Here is a 21454-nt window from a genome sequence, read left to right on the forward strand (position 1 = left end):
TGTATTAAATTACGATATTGACCAGACGGCCCTTGACGTAAATTACCTTCTTAGGCTCCTTGCCCTCGAGGTTGCGGGCTACGGCCTCATCTGCCAGAGCTGCAGCCTTAATGTCATCTTCTGACATGTTGGCATCAACAGTGATCTTGGCGCGCAGCTTGCCGTTGACCTGAACTACGATAAGCAGATCCTCGGCCTTTAAGGCATCAGGATCGGCTACCGGCCAGGTAGCGGTCTCATCGAGCTCGTCAGTGTTACCCAGCATCTCATAGAGCTTGAAGCACATATGAGGAATAATAGGGTAGAGCATGACCACTACAGTGTTGTAAATCTCGTAGCGCAGAGCACGTGCAGTCTCGTCATCACCATCGTAACGGGCAGTCTCATTGAGCAGCTCCATAATGGCGGCAATGGCGGTATTGAAAGTCTGACGACGGCCAATGTCGTCGGTTACTTTCTCAATGGTGGTGTGCAGCATGTGGCGCAGCTTGCGGCCCTTTGCATCGAGCTTGCTCTTGTCCAGCTCCACACGTGGACCTGAAGCGATGAGATCGTTTACCTGGTTCCACAGCTTGAGAATGAAGCGGCGGGCACCCTCAACACCGGACTGACGCCACTCGAGGGTCAGCTCGGCAGGGGAGGCAAACATCATGAACAGACGTACGGTGTCAGCGCCGTAGAGCTTGACCATATCCTCAGGATCGATGCCGTTGTTCTTGGACTTGGACATCTTGATCATGCCGGCGTGGGTCAGGGAGTTACCCTCATCATCCACAGCCTCGATAATGTTGCCCTTTTCATCACGGGTAACCTTAGCCTTGAGCGGGCTTACCCATACTTTGGTACCGTCCTTGACATAGTAGAAGGCATCAGCCAGCACCATGCCCTGGCAGAGCAGACGCTTGAATGGCTCATCACCCTTAACCAGACCGGCATCACGCATTAACTTGTGGAAGAAGCGTGAGTAGAGCAGGTGCATAACAGCGTGCTCAATACCGCCAATGTACTGATCTACTGGCAGCCAGTAGTTGACCTCGTCATCGACCATGCCAGTGGTGCAGTGAGCAGAGCAGTAGCGGGCATAGTACCAGGAAGACTCCATGAATGTGTCAAAGGTATCGGTCTCGCGACGGGCGGCCTTGCCCTGGTAAGTGGTCATGTACCACTCAGGGTCAGTGGTCAGTGGATTGTTAACGCCGTCGATCTTGACGTTCTCTGGCAGAATTACCGGCAGATTTTCCTCGACCTCAGGTACGAGCTCGCCTGTCTCCTCAACAGTCAGCATTGGGATAGGAGCACCCCAGTAGCGCTGACGGGAGATACACCAGTCACGCAGACGGAAGTTTACGGTACGCTTTGCAATGCCCATGCTCTCGAGCTTGCTGGCAATAGCCTCCCAGGCGCCCTTGAAATCAAGGCCGTCAAACTCACCTGAGTTTACAGTTTTGCCATGCTCAACATAGGCCTCTTTTTGTACGTCGATTTCAGAGCCGTCCAGAGGAGCGATAACCTGCTTGACAGGCAGACCGTACTTGCTGGCAAACTCATGGTCACGCTCATCGTGGCCTGGTACAGCCATAACAGCGCCGGTGCCGTAATCCATGATTACGAAGTTGGCTACCATTAAAGGAACAGGCTGACCGGTTAAAGGATGAATGGCATTAATGCCGGTGGCCATGCCCTTCTTTTCCATGGTGGCAATGTCAGCCTCGGCAAACTTGTGAGTCAGACATTCCTGGCAGAATGCAGCAAGCTCAGGATTGTTCTGAGCAGCACGCTTTGCAACAGGGTGACCTGCTGAAATAGCCATGTAGGTTACACCCATGAAGGTATCAGGACGAGTGGTGTAAACCTCTACTGTCTCATCGGAGTTTTCAATGCTGAAGGTGATATTAAGACCCTCAGAGCGGCCAATCCAGTTACGCTGCATGGTGCGTACGCGCTCTGGCCAGCCCTCGAGCTTGTCAATATCGTCAAGCAGTTCCTGGGCATAGTCGGTAATCTTCAGATACCACTGAGGGATTTCACGCAGCTCAACGGCAGTGCCACAGCGCCAGCAGCAGCCGTCTTCTACCTGCTCATTGGCCAGCACGGTCTTGTCGTGTGGACACCAGTTGACGTTGGAAACCTTCTTGTAGGCAAGACCCTTGCGGTACAGGTCGGTAAAGAACTTCTGCTCCCACTTGTAGTACTCAGGAGCACAGGATGGAATCTCACGGGCCCAGTCATAGGACAGACCAAGAGAGACCAGCTGATGCTTCATGTAGTCAATATTGGCGTAGGTCCATTTTGCTGGATGGGTATTGTTCTGAATGGCGGCATTTTCGGCAGGCAGACCAAAGGCGTCCCAGCCCATAGGGTTGATTACATTCTTGCCGTTAAGACGCTGGTAGCGGGCAATTACGTCACCAATGGTGTAGTTACGAACGTGACCCATGTGCAGTCGGCCTGACGGGTATGGCCACATTACAAGACAGTAGAACTTCTCTTTGGCAGAATCTGCCTTCACCTGGAAGGTCTTGTGCTCATCCCAGTACTTCTGTACCTCAGACTCGAGCTCCTGCGGGTTATATGCAACATTGGTGGTTGCCATAGGTACTTGCTCCCAAAATTTCACAAAATCTCGCTGACAGCGGCCGGGCTGTCCATGGGATGCCCGGCCGGCGCAGCCTTACGTCCCGGTACCTCCGGGACGGCTGTTTCTAAGGCTGAGCTAAGCTAACTTGTCTAGACTGAAACCGCACCCTGACTGCGTACTGCGGCCCCGTCCGGGCCTGTAAATACGCAACGGGCACAGTGTCAGTGCAGACAACTGAGCTTAGGTACCTGCCCGGGTACGCTCACGGCTGCTGCCGTGTCGTCTGCCGGGGCTACGCCCGGTCCTCTTAATATGGGGCCAGCAGGGCTGCCGTGGTACTGCTCAACCTTAACTGTTGTTAAGATGGGATATTGTGCCATGATTGCCCAAAAGAATTAAGGGCTATTGCAAAAAGCCACCCGGCCGCAGCTGCCGCCCAGTCGCCGGGCTGTTGCCCCGCTGTCGCTGCACAGTCGCCACAGCAGCGGCCGCGTCAGTAAGGGCCCGGCCGGGAGTACTGTCCGGGCCGTAATGGCGCCGTCCGGCCTGAAGCCTGAGCTGCGCTCCGGCATGGGCAGCCCCGGCCAAAACGCAGGTGAGCGCCGACAAGTCCCAATTATGGTGCATATCAGAGCCTGTGCCTTGCCATAGTGCACAGCCATGCACAGTCATGCACTGCCGCGCGCCGTAAAGGCAGCCGGCACAAATGGCATCCGGGCAGGACCGGATCGGACCGGCTGCAGCGCCGGTCCCATAATGTTTATCCCCGCGCTGTCAGTACCTGTCAGAACCGGGCAGTAGCAGTAAGTCCGGCGGCCGGGCAGGTGATGAAAATACTCACTGTTACAGCTGGCCACCAGGCAGCCCGGACGGCTGCCCGCCCTGACAGCCCGGTCGGGCTGGCAGGGCTTAACTGGCCGCAGACAGGCGGCCAGTGACCTGCCGTACGTCTGGAGGCCAGGGGCCGTGATAGCGAACACGTGCTGTACCGGGTGCGCGCTCTGACAGTGGAAAAGCGCTTGTATTAAAGATAAGATAGGCTCTTTATGGCTGCATTCACATGCATTTCACTTACCCTGGGGCGCCTTGCAGGGCCCGGTAATGTGATCACCGGCCGGACAGTAAATCAGGTGAGCGGGAGCTCAGAGCACTGCCTCCGGCTGCAGAGAAAAGAATTGATATACAGGTAAGAGATTATGTTCAGCTGTTCCTCTTCATGGTCAGATAGAGCCTTTGGCAAAATGGCACTTTCCTGCGCCGCTCTGGTGCTGACAGCCGGCGCCTTTAGTGCCAGTATGAATGTTCATGCAGCTGCCTACCCATATGATGAAAAGACTGTGGTAGTAGGCGAGGACACCACCTATCAGATTGCCCGCAGTGGCACTACCACTCTTGAGTTTGTGGCCTCACGCTATCAGCTGGGCCTGTCCAATCTTATCGAGGCCAATCCTGGCGTCGATCCTATTGTTCCGGTCAATGGCACCAATCTCATCATTCCTCAGCGCGTTATCCTGCCTGACACCCTGCACCAGGGCATTATCGTAAACAGCCCGGAAATGCGCCTGTACTACTATCACAATGATCAGGTAGAGGTGCTGCCAATTGGTATTGGTCAGCTTGGTACCGATACTCCGCTTAACTGGACCACCAGGGTGGAGCGCAAGCGCGCCAATCCAACCTGGACACCTACAGCAAAAATGCATGCCGAGTACGCCGCCCGTGGTGAAACTCTGCCAAAAGTATGGCCAGCCGGTCCTGACAATCCTATGGGCCTTTTTGCTATCTACATTGGTCGTCTGTACGCAATTCACGGCACCAATGCTGACTTTGGTATCGGCCTGCGCGTAAGTCATGGCTGTGTGCGTCTGCGCAATGAGGACATTGAATACCTGTACAACAATGTCCCTGTAGGTACACGCGTGCAGTTTATCAACGAGCCAATCAAGACAGCCGAAGATGCCGAGGGCAATCTCTATATTGAGGTTCACCAGCCTCTGTCAATGAACGAAGAGGAATTTGAAACTCTGGACAAGAACCTGCCATTTACCTTTACCAAAGAGCAGGAGGAGTTCTTCAAGCGTCCTGAAATCAATCAGGAAATCCTCCAGCAGGCCCTGTCTGAGCGCAGCGGCCGTGTGGTGCTCCTCAACCCGGCCACTTTCTAAAGCGCCTGTCACCGCACGCTCTGCCAGGCTGTGCCCGGCTGGTCATGGCGGCCATGCCGCCCATGGCTTGCTGGTACGGCAGCAGACCTGGCCTCAGCCCCAAAGCCCCGTCCGACCATATAAGTCTGACGGGGTTTTAACTTATGGGCTCAGGCCCGCTCAATTAGAAAAAATGGCCATACTGGAGTATGATCCCACAGGTCACAACATGGACCCCAGGATAAGTCATTTCCGGCCCGACAGGTCGCTGCGCAAAGGCCCTGGGACGCCGGCCTTTTCCCAGTACCCGGCATTCCATGCTGAACACATGCTGTCCGCAACGTAAACCTCATCCAGTCAGGCCGTCATATGGCCTGTCTGACGCCGCCAGTCCTGATGCCGTCAGCTGCAGCAACTGAACTGCTGCGACGTCAGCTGCAGCGGACACAGGGGGGGCATGCAGCTTTGGCAAGGCGTAAGCGTCCAGCCATGCAGGACACTTCCTTTTGATTTTTGCCTGCGTTTGCGATCTGTCATCAGGACCATTGCTGTACTTAAATAAGAGCTGCGCTGTGTAATCCCGATAACGGTCGGCCGTCAGCAGGCCTGTCGCCAGCTGCCCTGTTGCCGGCGGCGCTGGGGCGAAAGCCTGGCCGGCTTTATGTCCGGCTTTATGTGCGGCCTGGGCAGCATTTCTTTTACTTATTGGCATCATATTGGAGCCGGCGGGGCCCTTGGCGGCCGGCTTGTTCGAGGTTGGTATGGAACTTTTGCGCTCCTTGCAGAGCACAGTGCGTTATGTTCTTCATGGATCTGAGCGTGCAGCACCTGAGCGTGATGCATTCTCACCATGTGCTGCCCATACCGCACAGGGCGCAGGGTATGGCAGCAACTGTACCGGGGCCGGTCTGCGCCGCAGCTGTCTGTCACTGGCGCTGGCCATGATGCTCAGCAGTCCTGCCGTCCTGGCCATTGATTATGATATCCAGTATGAGGGCACCCATATCAACGATCTCGAGGCTGAGCGTGCTCAGGCCCTTGAGCGTGCCCGTGCCAAGGCCCGCAGTGAAATTTCCCGCCAGGCTCAGGTTGCCGCTGACCTCAACCGTCGTACTGCCGAAGGCAAAGATACTGGCGATGAATTTATTGAACCTGCTGAGGGTGAGATAAGTGATCTGAAGGCTGTTCATGATTATGAACAGGCCCGCAGTGTCTCAGCTGCAGCGCCAGCAGAGGTTGCCGCCAGTGCTGCCGTCGCAGCCAAGGACTCAGCTGCAGGCAACGGCAGTCACATGTCCATGAAGGGATCGCAGAGCCTTGCTGCCCAGCAGGCCCTTATCCGTCTTGAAGAGCAGGCCAGGGAGGCCATGGAGGCCAAGGCTCAGGCCCAGGCTCAGGCTCAGGCCCATGCTCAGGCCCAGGCTCAGGCTCAGGCCAGTGCTGATCTTAAGCAGGCTCAGAAAGCTCAGGACGGACTGCATGAGCGCAATGGGGCCGAGTCCGGCCCTGGACGCGGTCCACTGACCGGAGAGCGTCTTGTGGATGCTGCCTCACGTTCACATGCGGCCAAAAATGATGCCGCCAGTGCCCGTGCTGCTGCCGTTTACTCAGGCAATCAGAACATGCGCGACCCTGTGGCTGAAAAAGACGATCAGCCATCGCTGCTGCGCCGTATCTTCGGAATTGGCATCAACAGGGCTCAGGCCAATCCTGTAGATGATATCAGCGCCGCCAACAGCCGCTATCTCAATTTGCATGTCTTTGGTGATGTGGAAACACTGATGAGCACTGCAGACGGATCTGAGGAGCTGCTTAATATTCTGCCGGGCAAGCTTGATGACAGCATGCTCATTCCTTATGAAAGCCGTCAGCAGGCCATGGCCGAAGAGCTGCACAAAGGCATTTCCTTCCTTGCCTATCTCTTTCACATGTATACCCCTCAGGCATCGAGCTATCGTATTCCTACCTTCTTTATCGATGCCCACAAATTAAGCCAGGAGCGTCCCGGCGTAGCTCTGGGCCGTGGTCCCGATCCTCTCAAGGACGGGGCTGCTGCCAGTGCCAGTGGCAAGGACCATGCTGCGGGCAAGGCCCATGCTGAGGGCAAGGCCCCTGCAAATGGCCAGGGCATGGTGGCAGCCGGTGCTGAGAGGAAAAAGCCAGCCAGTGAGTATGGCAATATGGTCAGCCTGACCGGATCAAGCTCTTCCTATCCCCTTTATCATCTGTCCATGGTGCGCGACCGCCTGCATACTGAGGGGGCCTGTGCCGGCCTTAGTTATATTGAGGCCGATCTCAAGGGCAAGTGCCGTGGTGACCAGCAGTACAACGGTATTGTGCTGCTGACCATGCCTATTCCTGATATCCAGAAAGAGGGTATTTATACAGGCGTGCCGCGTCAGATTACCCCTAATGTGCTCAAGGCCAATTTCTTTGCTCAGGGCATGGATACCGGTGCGCGCCTGATTGGCTTTCATTCTGGTTACTCAGGGACTGAGGACGTCTTTACCGCTCCTCTGCACTCCTTTGACCGTCATCTGTATTCCCCGCAGCTCAAGCAGTTTGTCAGGGAGAACACGGGCTATCGAACCATTGCGCCTGACTGCACTCCTTTTTCAGCTGACAGGCGCTGCCAGCTTTACTTTGTTGGTCTTGAGGTCAACCGTCTGTTGAGTCCGGGCAATGAGCTCAGTATGTTCAATCTGCACTCACGCAGTACCCTCAATCTTGGTACGCCTGACGTAAATATCGCTCCTCAGGCTCTTGCCTATGAGGGCGTGGCCCGTGATGCACTGCTGCGTGCTCAGGCAGCAGCTGAGGCCAGCAGGCGCGCCTCTGAGGAGGCCATTAAGGTAAAGCAGCATCAGCAGGCTCAGCTTACCGATCAGCGCGGTATTGATCTGGCTTCTTTAATTCATGGCCATCAGGGCACAGCCTCGCAGCATGTTCCTGATGTGGTGGCCCGTGCCTCACAGTCAACTGAAGTCAATGCAGCATCTGTCGCAGCAGCGACCTCCGCTTCGGCTGCAGGTGCAGATAAGGCGGCTGCCCGTGAGGTACAGCAGCTTGAGGGAGCCGCTGCCGTGCTTGCTGCCAGTGCCGTAGCAGGCGCGGCTGGTGGTGCCGCCACAGGCGCTGCAGCAGGCGCCACCGGCGCAGGCGGCGCAGGCAGCACCGGCGGCTCTGCTGAGGGCAGCACTGTGGATGAGCAGAGGCTCATTGATCTGGCTGCTGACATGGATGTGGTCAGCGGCCATGACCGTCGTGGTGGTGTTGATGAGGACGGCAATTATGTAGCCACAGGCTATGGCATCGATAAGGCCGTCGATCTCTACGGTATTCCTCTGACCTTTACCCGTCTGGGCCGTCCGGTGCTGATGCTGCGTAATACCATTTTGTCAGCCGATCAGTACAAGAATTACACTCTTCCTGTCGAGCTTGAAATGGCACTGCTCTCGGATCTGGGCTACAGCCTCGAACCTCGTGAGTTCTTTGGCAATTCCATTTACAGCTTTGGAACCCCACAGTACCGCATCACCCGTTATGCCCGCCGTCCTTATGCCTTTTATGACCACATGGCCGGTACCTACAATGTCAAGCGCCCATCACGCATGCCTCTTGGTACAGGCGTGCATATTTACGGCTCTTACAATGACGTAGTGCATGATGCCATTGTTTCCTCCATTGGTGAGGGATCAGTTGGAGTGCGTATTGACGGCAGCTCCAATTATTACTGGCAGACCCCGGGCTCATCCATTGTGACCTCAGGTAATGATTCGACAGGTATAGGCTTTACTTACGGCCGTGACAACAGTGCCTATATTTCAGGCTATGTAGGAGCTATGGGCCGCCATGGTGTAGGCATCAAGGTGGACATGGGATCCAATATCTACTCTGATCTCATTGAGTACCGTGGTTCCTGGGCCCGTGTGCGCACTCTTGATTATCTGCATGGTCAGGCTGACGCCCAGGAGGCGGCTACTGTGCCTCTTACCGATGATATCAATGGTCCTGCCGTAAGCGATCTCATTATCGATGGTGTGGTTGAGGGAGCTCAGGCCGCCATTATGATTGACGAGTCCTCCTTTGTGAAGAATATTCACATCACCTCTGAGGCTGTGGTCAATGGCGGCATTTTTTCTTCCTGGAATCCGCGTGCCAATGGCAGGGGCGATATTATTCTCGTTCATGACGGCCGCAACAGTGCTCTTCTTGATGCCGTTCTGCAGTATCCGCGCGATGAAAGCACAGCCGATCTCACGGCCCGAACCATTATCGACCGTCATCTGACTACCAATGTCAATCTGGGCGTACTCCTTGATGAGAACAATCAGCCGTTGATGACCGACCGTCAGCGCAATACCTTCCTTGGTAATGAAAAGTCACGTGTAGTGCTCTCCGGTGATATCTCAGGCTCAACCCTGAATGTACGCAATTTTGCAGGTAAATCTACCGTTCTTGGCAATGTCAGAGCCAACCGTGTCACTGTCTATAACGGCATTCTCAGCCTCAACGGTCCGGCAGGCTCCATCAATCAGATTAAAACACTGATTCTGCGCTCCAACTCCGTGCTTGATTATGTCAATGGCATGACCAGCCACACCTATGTGGAGGGCAATATCCGTCTGGGCCGTAATGTCACTATCCGTGTTGATGCTGATGCCGACGGTACTCCACTTGATGAAATTTCATACAGTGGCAAGTTCTCAGCCTCCAATTATCAGCTGACCATTGAGCCGGGCGTGAGCTATATCGACATGCGCCGTCTGGGCGCTGACCCTAAGGCCCTTATGAATTTCATGGCCAACTTTGTCGATCAGTGCTCGCGTCGCTTTGCTCAGGATGGCATTGTGCTGCGCTTCCCTCACTATCTTTGGGATAATGCCGGCGGTTACGGCCGTGAGATCAAGTGCACCCCTAAGGGCTGTCATTTTGGCAACTTTGCCTCCAGTGACCGCCGCTCCAGCGTCACCGACGTAGAGCCATGGCGCTACTGGGTATCCTTCATTGGCCTTGCCGTGCTCATACTGTGCTTCTACGGGTGGTACTATCTGCACTGGTTCTCACTGAGCTCCAGCCGTAAAAACGACAGCTCCAGCTGATGCCATGGCCTGACAGCTCGCAGCGCAAGCAGGCAGCACAATGCAGCTGCATGCTGCCGCTGCACGCTGCAGCTGCAACGGCTGCCCGCTGTCAGACTGGCGCCGCAGCGACAGTTTCATCCGCAGCGGCTGCGCAGGCGTAAAATAGGCGTTTGAAAAATATCATCCATTGCCCATACCTGTTGCCAGGATATGGGCTTTGTTGTTTTTGGGGGCCGCCCCTTTGACCATAAGCAAAATTTACATCTGATTCATATATTAAAGAGCAACGACCTGACAAACATGATAAATAAGCGACAGGTGTGGCTTTTTGCCTGCCTTGATATGGCATTGAATGTTCAGGAGCCTGATGTATGTTGCGTGAACCATGGCTCTATATTTATGGGAAATATCTACAGAGACAGGCAGGATATAACTGTACCTGACCTGGCTGCTGCCGACAGGAACTCCAAAGAGGTCTCCGTTTACTACAAAGACCCGTCTACAGGCGGACGTCGCCGCTACACAACTGGCCAGCTGCTGCCCAATGGCAATATGTATCCCAATGACAACTTTCGCAGGCACCATGCTGATTAGTGGGAGCAGGCTTTAGCCCGGACAACCATCAGGAGCAGATACTTTCTGTTTAACTTTATGCATCATCTTTATCGGTTTTGCCACCTGAGCCACCTGCAAAGCGGGGCCGCCCTGCAGGCAGTAAGAACATGTAAACACAGGAGGGGCAGGCTGATACTGCTTACTGTTTTATAAAGTGACATGTATGAATCATGCTGTTCAGTGACAGTAAGCCAACAGATTAAATGACATGCAGGTCAGGAAAAGTCAGCTCATGAGTGCAGGAAAACAATCAGTCCTGATGCTGTGGCATCTGGAGTCGCATCAGGGCGGGCGGGCAGGTCGATTCGGTGTCGTGGGCTCCTGTACGGGGCGGCTGGGCCTCATATGGGATGGGCAGATGGTGTGTGGAGGCTGTGTGTGAGTGGATTTTGAGAGCTCTGTAGTGAGGCTTCGTGCGTAGATTATTGCGCGCTTTATAAAGTCTTATGTGCGATGCCACGGCCATGTGTTTTTGCTGTTATGTGGCCTTTGTGCTCTGTGTTAACGCCTGAGTTTCCGGGATGATCTGCTGGCAGCAGACACAAGTGCAAGGTGCATGTGAAATTGTATAGTAAAGTAACCTGCTCACAATTGGGGCTGGCTTGCTGGAGCTGCTGGTGCTGAGGCTGCTGGTTCTGGTGGTGGTGCGCTGATGTTTTGATGTGGCAGCTTTTTGGCGTATTGCCTGTTTTGCTGGTCGAAAGTGCACTCCCGGGATTCGGGCTGCTTCAGACAACAGGCTGTCATGTTAATAGCTGATGTTTACAGCGGGCATTTTTATGGGATAAACGCTCAAAAAGCCGGTATCTATGGGCTTTTTTGAATAAAAACGGCCTGAGTTTTGCAGATATGGCTCTTTGGGCACGTCAGGCTCTACGCTGTGACTGTAACGGGCTGCTTAAGTTTAAGCTCCGATACTCGAGCCTGATTATCAGGGTCAATTCAACATATTTCACTGTGTTAGTAACAGGACTTCAAGGTCCCGTCTGAATGTGCTTTATTTTTAAAAATGATAATTTGTTGCAAAAGTGCGGAGGCGCACATTTTGTAAAAATGTTCATGGCCATGAGGCGGCACAGATCTCAAAAGGGGTCAGCTGCAGGACGGGGCCATACGCCTATGTGCTAAATTAGGTGTAAAACTTTGGATTTGTGCGGCCGGCGGGGATCGGACGGCCTGGTAAACTGGTATTTTCTGGTGAGTGTATGGATAAAGACAGGATTAGAGAATTTCTTTGGGTTGTTGATACTGTCTGCGCCGGAGATGAAAGCAGGCGCAGAGCCATGGTGGCTGCCCTGATCAGAATGCAGGGCCCGGCATCATTTGAGATGATCAGCCTCATGACCGGTCTTAGCGGTGAGCAGATCTCAGCTGGTGAGCGTAAGGTCGAAAGCATTATTGAAAACAAGCTGGCCAAACTGCGCGGCACAGCTGTTGTAGGAGCTCGTCCTGATGGAGCGGTCTGTGTTATTGGTGGACCACGCCAGAGCCGTGTTCGTGTTCCACAGGCTGCTGCTGCCGTGGCTGCCGGAGATTCTCCTGAGGCCATGACTGCCTCCTACAAGAGCTCTGCAGGTTACGGTATTACTCCAGCCCAGCCAAATCCAACGCGTTATCAGCATGCCCCTGGTGAAGAGCGCGGCCATGTGCAGTCCATATTTGACAAGGTACGTGATCAGATTAAGCGTGAAAATTTCTTCACCGGTACTGCCATGGATACCCTTGATCTGATCCGCGCCCCGGCAGGCAATCGCGATCCTAATCTCATTGCCGCCATTAATCAGATTCTGCAGCGCTCCAGCGGCAGCTCTGACAAAACACCTCTGATGTGGTCCATCATGGATCTGTATGACATAGCAGATAATCTCAAGGCCATGGGTTACGATCAGAGTTTTAAGAGCATCAGAAATATCCTTGCTGAACAGAACTACTTCCTGACCGGCCCTTATGGCATTACCAGCCATCACGATATCATTGCAGGCAACTTTGCTGATATCAACAACAAGGTAGCAAACTACATCAAGCGTGGCGTACCGGTAGTGTACAGCTATGCCCAGAATTTCCTGCTGCCTAACGATGCCTATGAGTCCATTTCAGCTCATAAGCGTCTGACCCGTGATCAGCTCAGCCGTACCATGGAGCTGGCTACTGAGCATGAAAACTTTGATTACGAACTCTATCGTCACTCAATTGTTTATCTGGACCGTCAGCGCCTTGATTTTGCCTTTGACACCATTCTCAAGTGGTGGGAAGATGCAGGCTCCAGTGTTTACGGCAGTGCCCGTGAGCTGTGCCTGATCTGCAACTGGTTCGTATGCCGTGCCGAAGGTGAGGCAGATTACATCAATGAATGTACCGAAGACCTTATTGAGTTCTTCGGCGAGACCAGCCTTGATCAGGTTCAGATGATGGAAGGCAATTACAAGTGGCAGTGTGTAACCAGCAGCCAGTCCTACTCATTCTCACGTCCGGCAGGTCCTGACAGTACCGCCATGACTGTAATAACCATCCAGACTCTGGGCTAAACAGCCACAGCCAAAAACACCATATCAGCTCCGGTTGCCCTGAGTGTCATGCTGTCACAGCAGCTTTGACCGCCACGGCTCCCCGATCGGGGGCCCTGGACAGACCTGCAGCCTGGAGCTGCATTAAAGCACAATCCATAATCACCTCACAGAGGGAGCATTCGATAAAAAGAGTGCTCCCTCTTTCATTTTATAAAGTGTTATAAAAGCCGGATCTCCAGACTGATCCCTTAAGCATCACCCACCATAAGGGAGCATTACGTGCGCTAATCATGTACTGTAACTAATAAATATTTTATAAAGTATTATCATGCAGGTATGATGGGGAATTAATTCCCGGCTCACGTGTCTCGTGGTAAAGATGAAGCGTGCATCCATCCATACATCCATGTATGCATGCATGCATGAATGAACGCATGGCCTGAGGTTAGTTTATAGTCGACAGTTGATTTATGCGCGCAGTCAGTTCTCAACCTTAAGCTGCATTTGTCGCCATGCCACGCCACTCAATGCCATGCACGCCACGCAGGCTATGCTATGCCGCGACGCCACGCAGGCTATGCCATGCAAACGACGCCAAGCAGGCTATGCTATGCTGCGTCATGCCATGCACGCCACGCAGGCTATGCTATGCCGCGTCATGCCAGGCAAATTTACTCATACTGTTGTCAGGCTCTTATGCCCACAGTTATGCACTGCATCTTAGCTCAACGAGTATTTGAACATCAGGCAGTTAATTGTAACGCTCTGCTATATTGGATACGGTGGGCTGATGGCAGGCAGTCATAATTTGGGCTTGAGATGAGTATTGAGGGGAGCAGGCAGTGACAGTAATGACAAAGGTGGCGGCAGCTACGTGCTGTCGCTCATAGAGACGCGTGCCCGTCCTGCACCTGTTCTGGCAAATAATTTACAACTTGTTTTGTAATGAAAAAGGGCCTGACAGTAATACTGTCAGGCCCTTTGAGCTTGAACCGGATTAACGGTCAGTGCGCATGGAGTTGCGCGATTATTATCAAGGCTGTGACCGCTTTATTAGCGTCCACTTTGCTCATATGACTGGCTGCCGTTGTCAGCCGCTTGAGCGGCGGTTGCTGCAGCTGTGCTGGCTGAGCCGGTGGCATACTGCGAGGACGCGATCATATTGGCGTCAGCGGAGGCCTGGTGGCCTGACTGGGCAAGGAAGTCGCGCTCTGCCTGCTCGTTGCTCTTCATAACTTCTTCGCGTACTTCATCCATGACGTCCGAGCTGGACAGGACAAAGGTCTTTGGCAGTTTTCTGGTCCTGAACAGATAGAAAGTACGGGCCAGATAAAGCAGACAGGCTGCTGTAAGGGCACAGATAAAGCCAATCCAGAAGCCCTGAGCCGCCATAGGTTCACCAGTCAGACCATATCCCAGGGTATAGCCCACAGGCATGCCTACAATCCAGTAGGCCACAATGGTGATGATGAAGATAGTGCGGGAGTCCTTAAAGCCGCGTAGAATGCCAATGCCAATTACCTGCAGGCTGTCAGGCAGCAGAAAAGCAGCGCAGTACAGCAGCAGAGTGGAGCCCAGCACAAAGACGTCAGGATCATCGGTATACATGTCGATAATAGGGTCGTGGAAGGCAATGACAATGATAAAGCACAGCACGTAGAAGAACAGGCCCATGATGATGGCACCGATGGCGGTGCGCTGAGCACGCAGCCAGTGACCGGCACCCATGGCTTCACCCACACGTATGGTGGTAGCTGAGGCAATGGCCATAGGAATCATGAAGATAATGGCCGACACGTTCATGGCAACTGTATGGCTTGCTACTACTACAGGTCCAAAAGGAGAGAGCAGCACGGCTACCAGGGAGAAGCAGGTTACTTCAATAGTGGTAGACAGAGCCAGAGGGAAACCAAAGTGCAGAAACTCCTTGACCTCTTTGGCTGTGATTTTGAACATGTGCTCGTAAATGCGGTAGCGGGCGTAGAACTTTGAGGTCTTGATGTAGATTAACATGAAGATCACAGAAATGTAGATAGCAACAGTGGTTGCTACGCCACAGCCAATACCGCCCAGTTCCGGAGCGCCGAATTTGCCGAAAATAAAGATGTAGTTGAGGGGAACGTTGAGCACCAGGGCAAGGATGCCAAATACTGATGATGGCAGTGTGTTGCCCAGTCCCTCCCAGTAGCCACGCAGAATATTAAACATGGCAAATCCCGGCATACCGAGGGCTACAGCAATGAGATAACCCTGACCTACCCTGACCATTTCCTGGTCAACATCAGGCATAAAGCGGTAAATCAGAGGCATAAGGCTGACCATGATGCCGATAATCACCGAAGTTACCAGAATAATCACGGTGGCAAGATGCATCTTGCGGGCAATGAGCTCTGTATGTCCTGATCCGCGCAGCTGAGCTACTGTAGGCTGAATGGCCAGCGACATGCCTACGATAAAGAGCACGGCCGGCAGATAAAAAGAGGTGCCGATAGCCACACCGGCAAGCTGCACTGATCCGGCAATACCCGACATGACAGTGTCGGCCACGGACATGGCAGTAGTAGCAATCTGACCAAGGAAGATAGGCCAGAACAGCTTGAAGGTTCTTCTGATATCCTGGCCATAACCAGGAACAATTTCCATCTGGGCAGCACTGCTGTTGCTGCTCTGAGGCTTAATGGTGTTTTCCATAAATTAATGTCTATCCCGGAAATCAAGTTTTTGACCGATATATTGGCAGCACATGTGCGCAGCCGGCACCCATGAAACCCTCTGGCAGGGTCAGATCGTATTCCACAAAAGAGCTGCCCGCAGCACACTCATTAGAGGAAGATGATGAGGAGGACAGGCTGTTAGGTGCGTTGGTTGGTCTGATGCTCTCAGGCCTTGTGTATAAGGACATGGCAAAATCTCCTTTTTCTTAATATTTCAAAATTGCAGGACAGGACAGGTCATGACAGTAGCAGTCCCAGCCTGCATAAGGTTTCCAAATTGCAGGACAATGCATGGCAGTGTCAGTCCCAGCCTGCATAAGATTTCCAAATTGCAGGGCAGGATATGGGTAATGCCCTGCCTGCTTAACTGGCAATGTTTTCATACTGCTCTGCAGGCTCTGGATGATGCTTCCATGGCAGGCTTCAGGATGTATGGGCCAGGACAGCTGCCTGGCTGGCTGGCCGGGCTGGCAGCGTCTTGCTTTGGGCATGGCCCTGGCAGGGCAGCATGCCTGGTGGAGCAGTTATTTCATGACTGGATCGGTCATATGGAATGTGTGCGGCAGCTTCTTGCGGCTAAAAAGATAAATAATGCGTGAGACGTAGAGCACGCAGCCGCAGGTAAGAGCGCTGATAAAGCCTATCCAGAAGCCCTGTGCTCCCAGCTCTTCAGGCCATGCATAGCCAAAGGCCAGCAGGGCGCCCAGAGGCAGACCGGCTACCCAGTAAATTGCCAGAGTAATAATGAAAATGGTTCTGGTGTCCTTAAAGCCTCGTACTACACCAGAGGCTACAGTCATGATGTTTTCAGGCAGCAGGTAGACAAGGCAGAACATCAGCAGGGTAATACCAAGGTTTACTACCTCAGGATCATTACTGTACAGGGATACTATTTGCTCTCTGAAAGCCAGCAGCACCGAAAAGTAGCCTGCATAGAGCATAAGGCCCAGCACAATGGCGGCGCGGGCGGCCTGACGGGCACGCTGCCAGTGACCAGCCCCCAGAGCGGCACCGGTTCGTATGGCCACTGCTGACGCAAGTGACAGCGGAATCATGTAGATAACGCCCGAGACATTCATGGCAATGGTATGGCCTGATACGGTTACAGCGCCAAATGACGCAAGGAAGAGCGCTACCAGGGAAAAACATGTCATCTCAATGGTGGTAGACAGTGCAAGGGGCACGGACAGGGCCAGATAGTTCTTTATCTGATGCCAGCTTACCGGGTAGGTACGGCCGTAAATACGGGTGCTGGCAAAGCGTGGAGCCCGGCGCACGTAAAAGTACATGAGGATGACAGTAATGTAGACCGTAGCTGTTGTGGCTACACCACAGCCGATACCGCCCAGTTCAGGCGCACCGAACTTGCCGAAAATAAAGATGTAGTTGAGCGGGATATTAATAAAGAGAGCAAAAAAGCCAAAGACCGATGATGGAACTGTAACCCCCAGTCCCTCCCAGTAATTTCTCATCAGGGCAAAGAGGGCAAAGCCCGGAACACCTGCAGCTGTGGAAATCAGATACCATCGTCCTATGTACATCATCTGCTCATCGGCATCAGTAAGCAGGTCAAAGAGCAGAGGCATAAGACTGGTGCCCACGGCCACAATAAATGAGGCGGTCAGCACCACCACAGTGGCAAGCCATACCTGAACCGGTATCTTGTCGAAGTCACCTGATCCACGCAGATGGGCTACGGTTGGCTGAACAATCAGCGCAAGGCCAATAACAAAAAGAGCAGCCGGCCAGAAGAAGGACGCGCCAATAGCCACACCTGCAAGGTGCACTGAGCCTGCATAACCGGCCATGATGGTATCAACCACACCTGTTGCTGTAGTGGCAATCATGCCCAGGAAAACAGGGCCAAAAAGCTTGAGGGTATCTTTTATCTCATCTTTAAGAGGCGGCACACAGTCATGCTCTGGCACTGTGTCAGCTGCGCCATGAATCTGTTCGTTATTGGACATGGACTAATCCTGTTTTACTGAGGACAGTCGGCGGCAAATGCCACCGTGGCTGGCAATACTCCCAGGTATAAATGCACAGGCCTGAGATTGCCGCCTTATGCCTGACTTTCAGGCTTCATTTAATCTTTATGACCGGACGTCTTACTGTTGCTGGTCATTGAGACCAGCGGTCGGGAAAACATGCGTCCTTATGCATGAATGAACTCGGCTTTGAACTGGGCGTCTTACGCCTTTCTGCCTTATTTATGCTTCCACGGGTATTGCCTGGCCTGATATCTGTCATTGCAGCATCATCCTGGGCTCCTCGCAGTAGCGTGCTCGAGCCCATAGTGACTGAGCACTGTTCTTACCGTGCAGCGGCAGCTTTAGAATGCAGCTGAGGCTGCAGAACTGGTAAGCTGGCAGCTTATGCGGCTGGACTGTCTTTGCTCGTAGTGCCTGGCGGCGGCCTGATTATGTCTGTGGGCATGTGCATTGGATGGACGCATGAGGCCGTCCACTCATCAATATCGCTGGCTGCAGTGCCAGCACTTATGGGCTTTGAGCCTCATAAGGTCATGATGCATGTGGCGCAAAGCGTGCGCAGTATCAGGTTCCTGAGCTTGACCATCATGGATGGACAGGCCGGACATAAAGCTGGTGAGCCCTGAACGGTACTGCGCCGGACTTCCCGGAGCAGTGAGCAAAGTTCTGCCGGTTTTTATTAAAGGGTATTTTCAGGTAGGCAGGAGCCGGGCTGTCACCATGGAGCAATTAACAGGTAACACTACCGGGCCACGGGGCGGGAATACTTATCACTCTGCCTGAAATTCGTATCTTGCACTGAGATGACAGGCAAGTGCCTGATCATCTGTACTCTTTGCTGCACAGGCTGTCTGAAGACAGAGCACTTATCCTATGCAGCTGCGGAGCTGTAATAGAGGCAGGCAGTGGCCTTGCCTTGCGGTGCATTATCTTCGATACAGTTGCGTATATACGCAGGTGGAACAGAGAGTATGCTGCTGTTGAGACCTAGCCCATGGGCAGCCAGCTGTACATTGTTCCTACGAATAACAGGAAGTAGTAGATAGCCATAATGTTATGGATCGGTATTCAATAAGTGACTGGTCAGATAATACGGCAGATGGTAAAGGCTGATACTGCCGCAGGACCTGAGCGGTCCGGGAGGATAAGCTGACTGTGAGCACTAAGAGCATACAGCAGCTGACTGACCTTTATGGATGAGTGGCCCTATCATATACCAGAGGCAGGAAAAAGGCTATCTACTCACTGCAGGGTAGAGACAACGACAGAAAGCGATATATATCATATTTATATCCGTGACTGTAAATCGCAATACCCTGCACGCAAAGACAGTCAGGGCCAGCATGATCGTGAGCCTGAACTTGCAAGACACACCCCCGGCATATGCCAGTGAGCCACCCTGACGCACATCCATGTATATGCCAGTGAGCCAGCCAGATAAACATCCAAACATATGCCTTTGGGCATGCCGGAGAGACATGGGGGTATATGGCTGTGAGCATGCCGGACATAAATCCATGCGTATGCATGTGGGGCATGGGTGCGTTCAGGCTGTTGTGATTAGCATGGACAGCCGATCTGGTCATCTTTACAGCTTATTTATTGGCACTGTGCAGCAGCTCCCAAGCAAAGAGCGTCACAGGGAAAGAAGTGGTCCGGGCAACAGGGCATAGAGCCTGGCAGTCTTCATCAGGATCACGAACGAGAGTGCAATCGTTACGAGCATGCCCGGATGGACTGTCTGCTGACAGCATGCTTATTCTTCTCTGCGCAAAGAGGGGCTGATTCAGAGCGCTGTCCATTGCCCGGGCCATGTAAAAGACGCATAAGTATAGCCATAGGCTGTGAACTGGGCGGGCGCCTGCACAGTTGTAAGGAACTGCGCTCTGTGATTGGATCCTGAACGTCGTCTGTGCCTGCATGGAGTATGTGTCTACAGCTGCAGGGAGTATGTGTCTGCACGTTTGCAGGTAACCGGCAGGGAACGAAAGCTCATAAGTGGCGGGTACGCAGGCAGAGTCTTTTTCAGGCTTAGGGTCGGGGCTGAGCTGTGTGAGGCAGGCATCTGCCAGAGATGAACGCCCATCAGTGGCAGCTGCGCAGGCAGAGACTTTTACTGGTTTATGGGAAGGAATGCTATGGGCTGTGCAAGCAGGCAACCAGCAGGGGGAGAAAGCTAATCTTAGGCAGGTGCAAAGACGGAGAACTTTTCGGGCTTGGGTGCTGGGCTGAGCTGTGTGAGGCAGGCACCATCAACATCGGCCATGACAATATTGAGATCTGATGCCGGGGAAAGTGACCTTGCTATATAAAGCTAAAGGTCTGGGCATGGTGTTACCAGCTCCACTGCTATATGTATGTGGCAAAGCATGAAGATTAGTGCGGGTATACATTGCGGTAAGGCACAGCTATGACTTCATATGGATACTGCTCCCTGAGCCGGCGGGATTATTAATAATGGGATAACAGGGAATGGTCCGGGGTTAGATGCAGTTTGGCGGTAAGTGTACGTATATTGGTCTGGCTGAAGTGTTTTTGTGGAGTATATGGTGCCGGTGACGGACTAATAGATAAATATTTTCCAAAAATTACAGGGGCGGGCGGTGTTTTAACAATTCTTTAACAATAAAAGCCTGAGGGCCACAGCCATGGGAAATACGCGATAAATATGGCCTTACTGGGATCCTGGTGTATTTTGGGTGATGGTGTGTGGGTTTTCTGTGAAAAAGGCCTGTTTATCAAGCTTACAGCAGGGCGGAGGGCAAAGTGTGAGGATGGTCAAAAAATAGCGGGGTATTTTACAGCCTTTTAACAATTGGGCTTTTTTTATTTAACTTTTGATTTCTACCATAAGCGCATCAAAACCAAGGAGAGTGTTTCCATGAAATTCAACAAGTTATTTGCCGCCCTTTCTGCCAGTGCCATGTTAGCCGCCGCCGCTTTAGCTCCTGCTCACGCTGCCGGCTCTGTTTCCACTGACGGTTCCACTTCCATGGAGTATCTGATTGGTGCTCTGGGTGAGTCCTTCACTGAGAAGAACAAGGACATCAAGTTCACCTACAGCCCAACCGGTTCTGGTGCCGGCATCGCCGCTGCAGCTGAAGGCCGTACCGACATTGGTCTGGCTTCCCGTGGTTTAAAGGGTGATGAGACCAAGACCCTGGATGCTCACGTTGTTGCCTTGGACGGCATCGTAGTTGTTGTTAACCCTAAGAACCCTGTTTCTGACCTCACCCTCGAGCAGATCAAGGACGTTTATACCGGCAAAGTAACCAACTGGAAGCAGGTTGGTGGTGAGGATCACCCAATCGTTCTGATCGGCCGTGAAGCCGGTTCCGGTACCCGTGACGGCTTTGAGACCGTAACTGACACCAAGGATTCCTGCAAGTACCGTCAGGAACTGACCTCCACCGGTGACGTTATGACCACTGTTTCCAAGAACGTTAACGCTGTAGGTTACGCCTCCCTGTCCGCTGTCAGCAAGAAGATTAAGACTGTTTCCGTTGGTGGTGTAGTTGCCAGCGAAGCTACCATCAAGGACGGTTCCTACAAGTTACAGCGTCCATTCTTAATGGTTACCAAGAAGGGTGTTGAGCAGACTGATGCCGTCAAGTCCTTCCTCAAGTACGCTCTGTCACCTGAGGCCTCCGAAATCGTAAAGATGACCGGTGTTGTTCCAGTAGCTGAGTAATAAGCAACTGTAACTTATCTGCCCGGCGGCAGGCTGGTGACAGCCCGGGCAGGAGTAAGGACAGAATAAAGATACAAAAGTGTTCTGTCTCATACTCAGGCCGCACAGTATGCAGCATATGCTGCGCAGC

General features: G+C 53.0%; 9 protein-coding genes. 5 read left to right on the top strand and 4 right to left on the bottom strand.

Annotation, left to right across the window (positions count from 1 at the left end):
- Nucleotides 1-4 precede the first annotated feature (4 nt).
- The gene (gene leuS / locus MXE39_RS10070; RefSeq protein WP_246977220.1) at nucleotides 5-2593 is read right to left on the bottom strand and encodes a leucine--tRNA ligase; all 2589 of its coding nucleotides are present in this window, start codon (nucleotides 2591-2593) and stop codon (nucleotides 5-7) included.
- A 1181-nt stretch (nucleotides 2594-3774) separates the two neighbouring features.
- Between leuS and MXE39_RS10075 the strand changes: the two genes are divergently transcribed.
- The 4 genes from MXE39_RS10075 to MXE39_RS10090 all read left to right on the top strand — a co-directional run bounded on the left by MXE39_RS10075 (nucleotide 3775) and on the right by MXE39_RS10090 (nucleotide 12946).
- Nucleotides 3775-4743, top strand: a complete 969-nt coding sequence (locus tag MXE39_RS10075) for a L,D-transpeptidase family protein (protein WP_246977221.1) — start codon at nucleotides 3775-3777, stop codon at nucleotides 4741-4743.
- Between the two features lie 740 nt (nucleotides 4744-5483).
- Nucleotides 5484-9824, top strand: coding sequence for a hypothetical protein (locus MXE39_RS10080; protein WP_246977222.1), 4341 nt, complete (start codon nucleotides 5484-5486; stop codon nucleotides 9822-9824).
- A 192-nt stretch (nucleotides 9825-10016) separates the two neighbouring features.
- Nucleotides 10017-10400: a hypothetical protein gene (locus MXE39_RS10085; RefSeq protein ID WP_246977223.1), complete on the top strand. Its 384-nt coding sequence runs from the start codon at nucleotides 10017-10019 to the stop codon at nucleotides 10398-10400.
- 1226 nt (nucleotides 10401-11626) lie between these two features.
- On the top strand, nucleotides 11627-12946 hold the full coding sequence (locus MXE39_RS10090; protein ID WP_246977224.1) for a hypothetical protein: 1320 nt from the start codon (nucleotides 11627-11629) through the stop codon (nucleotides 12944-12946).
- Nucleotides 12947-13981: 1035 nt separating this feature from the next.
- Here the strand turns inward: MXE39_RS10090 and MXE39_RS10095 are convergent.
- From MXE39_RS10095 to MXE39_RS10105, 3 genes are all read right to left on the bottom strand, one after another.
- Complete coding sequence (locus tag MXE39_RS10095; protein ID WP_246977225.1) at nucleotides 13982-15619, bottom strand: MATE family efflux transporter; 1638 nt, start codon at nucleotides 15617-15619, stop codon at nucleotides 13982-13984.
- A 22-nt stretch (nucleotides 15620-15641) separates the two neighbouring features.
- Nucleotides 15642-15830 carry a hypothetical protein gene (locus MXE39_RS10100; protein WP_246977226.1) on the bottom strand — a complete coding sequence of 63 codons (189 nt, stop codon included), beginning with the start codon at nucleotides 15828-15830 and terminating at the stop codon, nucleotides 15642-15644.
- Between the two features lie 336 nt (nucleotides 15831-16166).
- A complete protein-coding gene (locus tag MXE39_RS10105) occupies nucleotides 16167-17609 on the bottom strand; it encodes an MATE family efflux transporter (RefSeq protein ID WP_246977227.1) in 1443 nt (480 codons plus the stop codon).
- 2839 nt (nucleotides 17610-20448) lie between these two features.
- Between MXE39_RS10105 and MXE39_RS10110 the strand changes: the two genes are divergently transcribed.
- Nucleotides 20449-21324: a phosphate ABC transporter substrate-binding protein gene (locus tag MXE39_RS10110; RefSeq protein WP_247074042.1), complete on the top strand. Its 876-nt coding sequence runs from the start codon at nucleotides 20449-20451 to the stop codon at nucleotides 21322-21324.
- Nucleotides 21325-21454: the final 130 nt, after the last annotated feature.

It is taken from the genome of Anaerobiospirillum sp. NML120511, from assembly GCF_023050955.1.
GTDB lineage: Bacteria > Pseudomonadota > Gammaproteobacteria > Enterobacterales > Succinivibrionaceae > Anaerobiospirillum.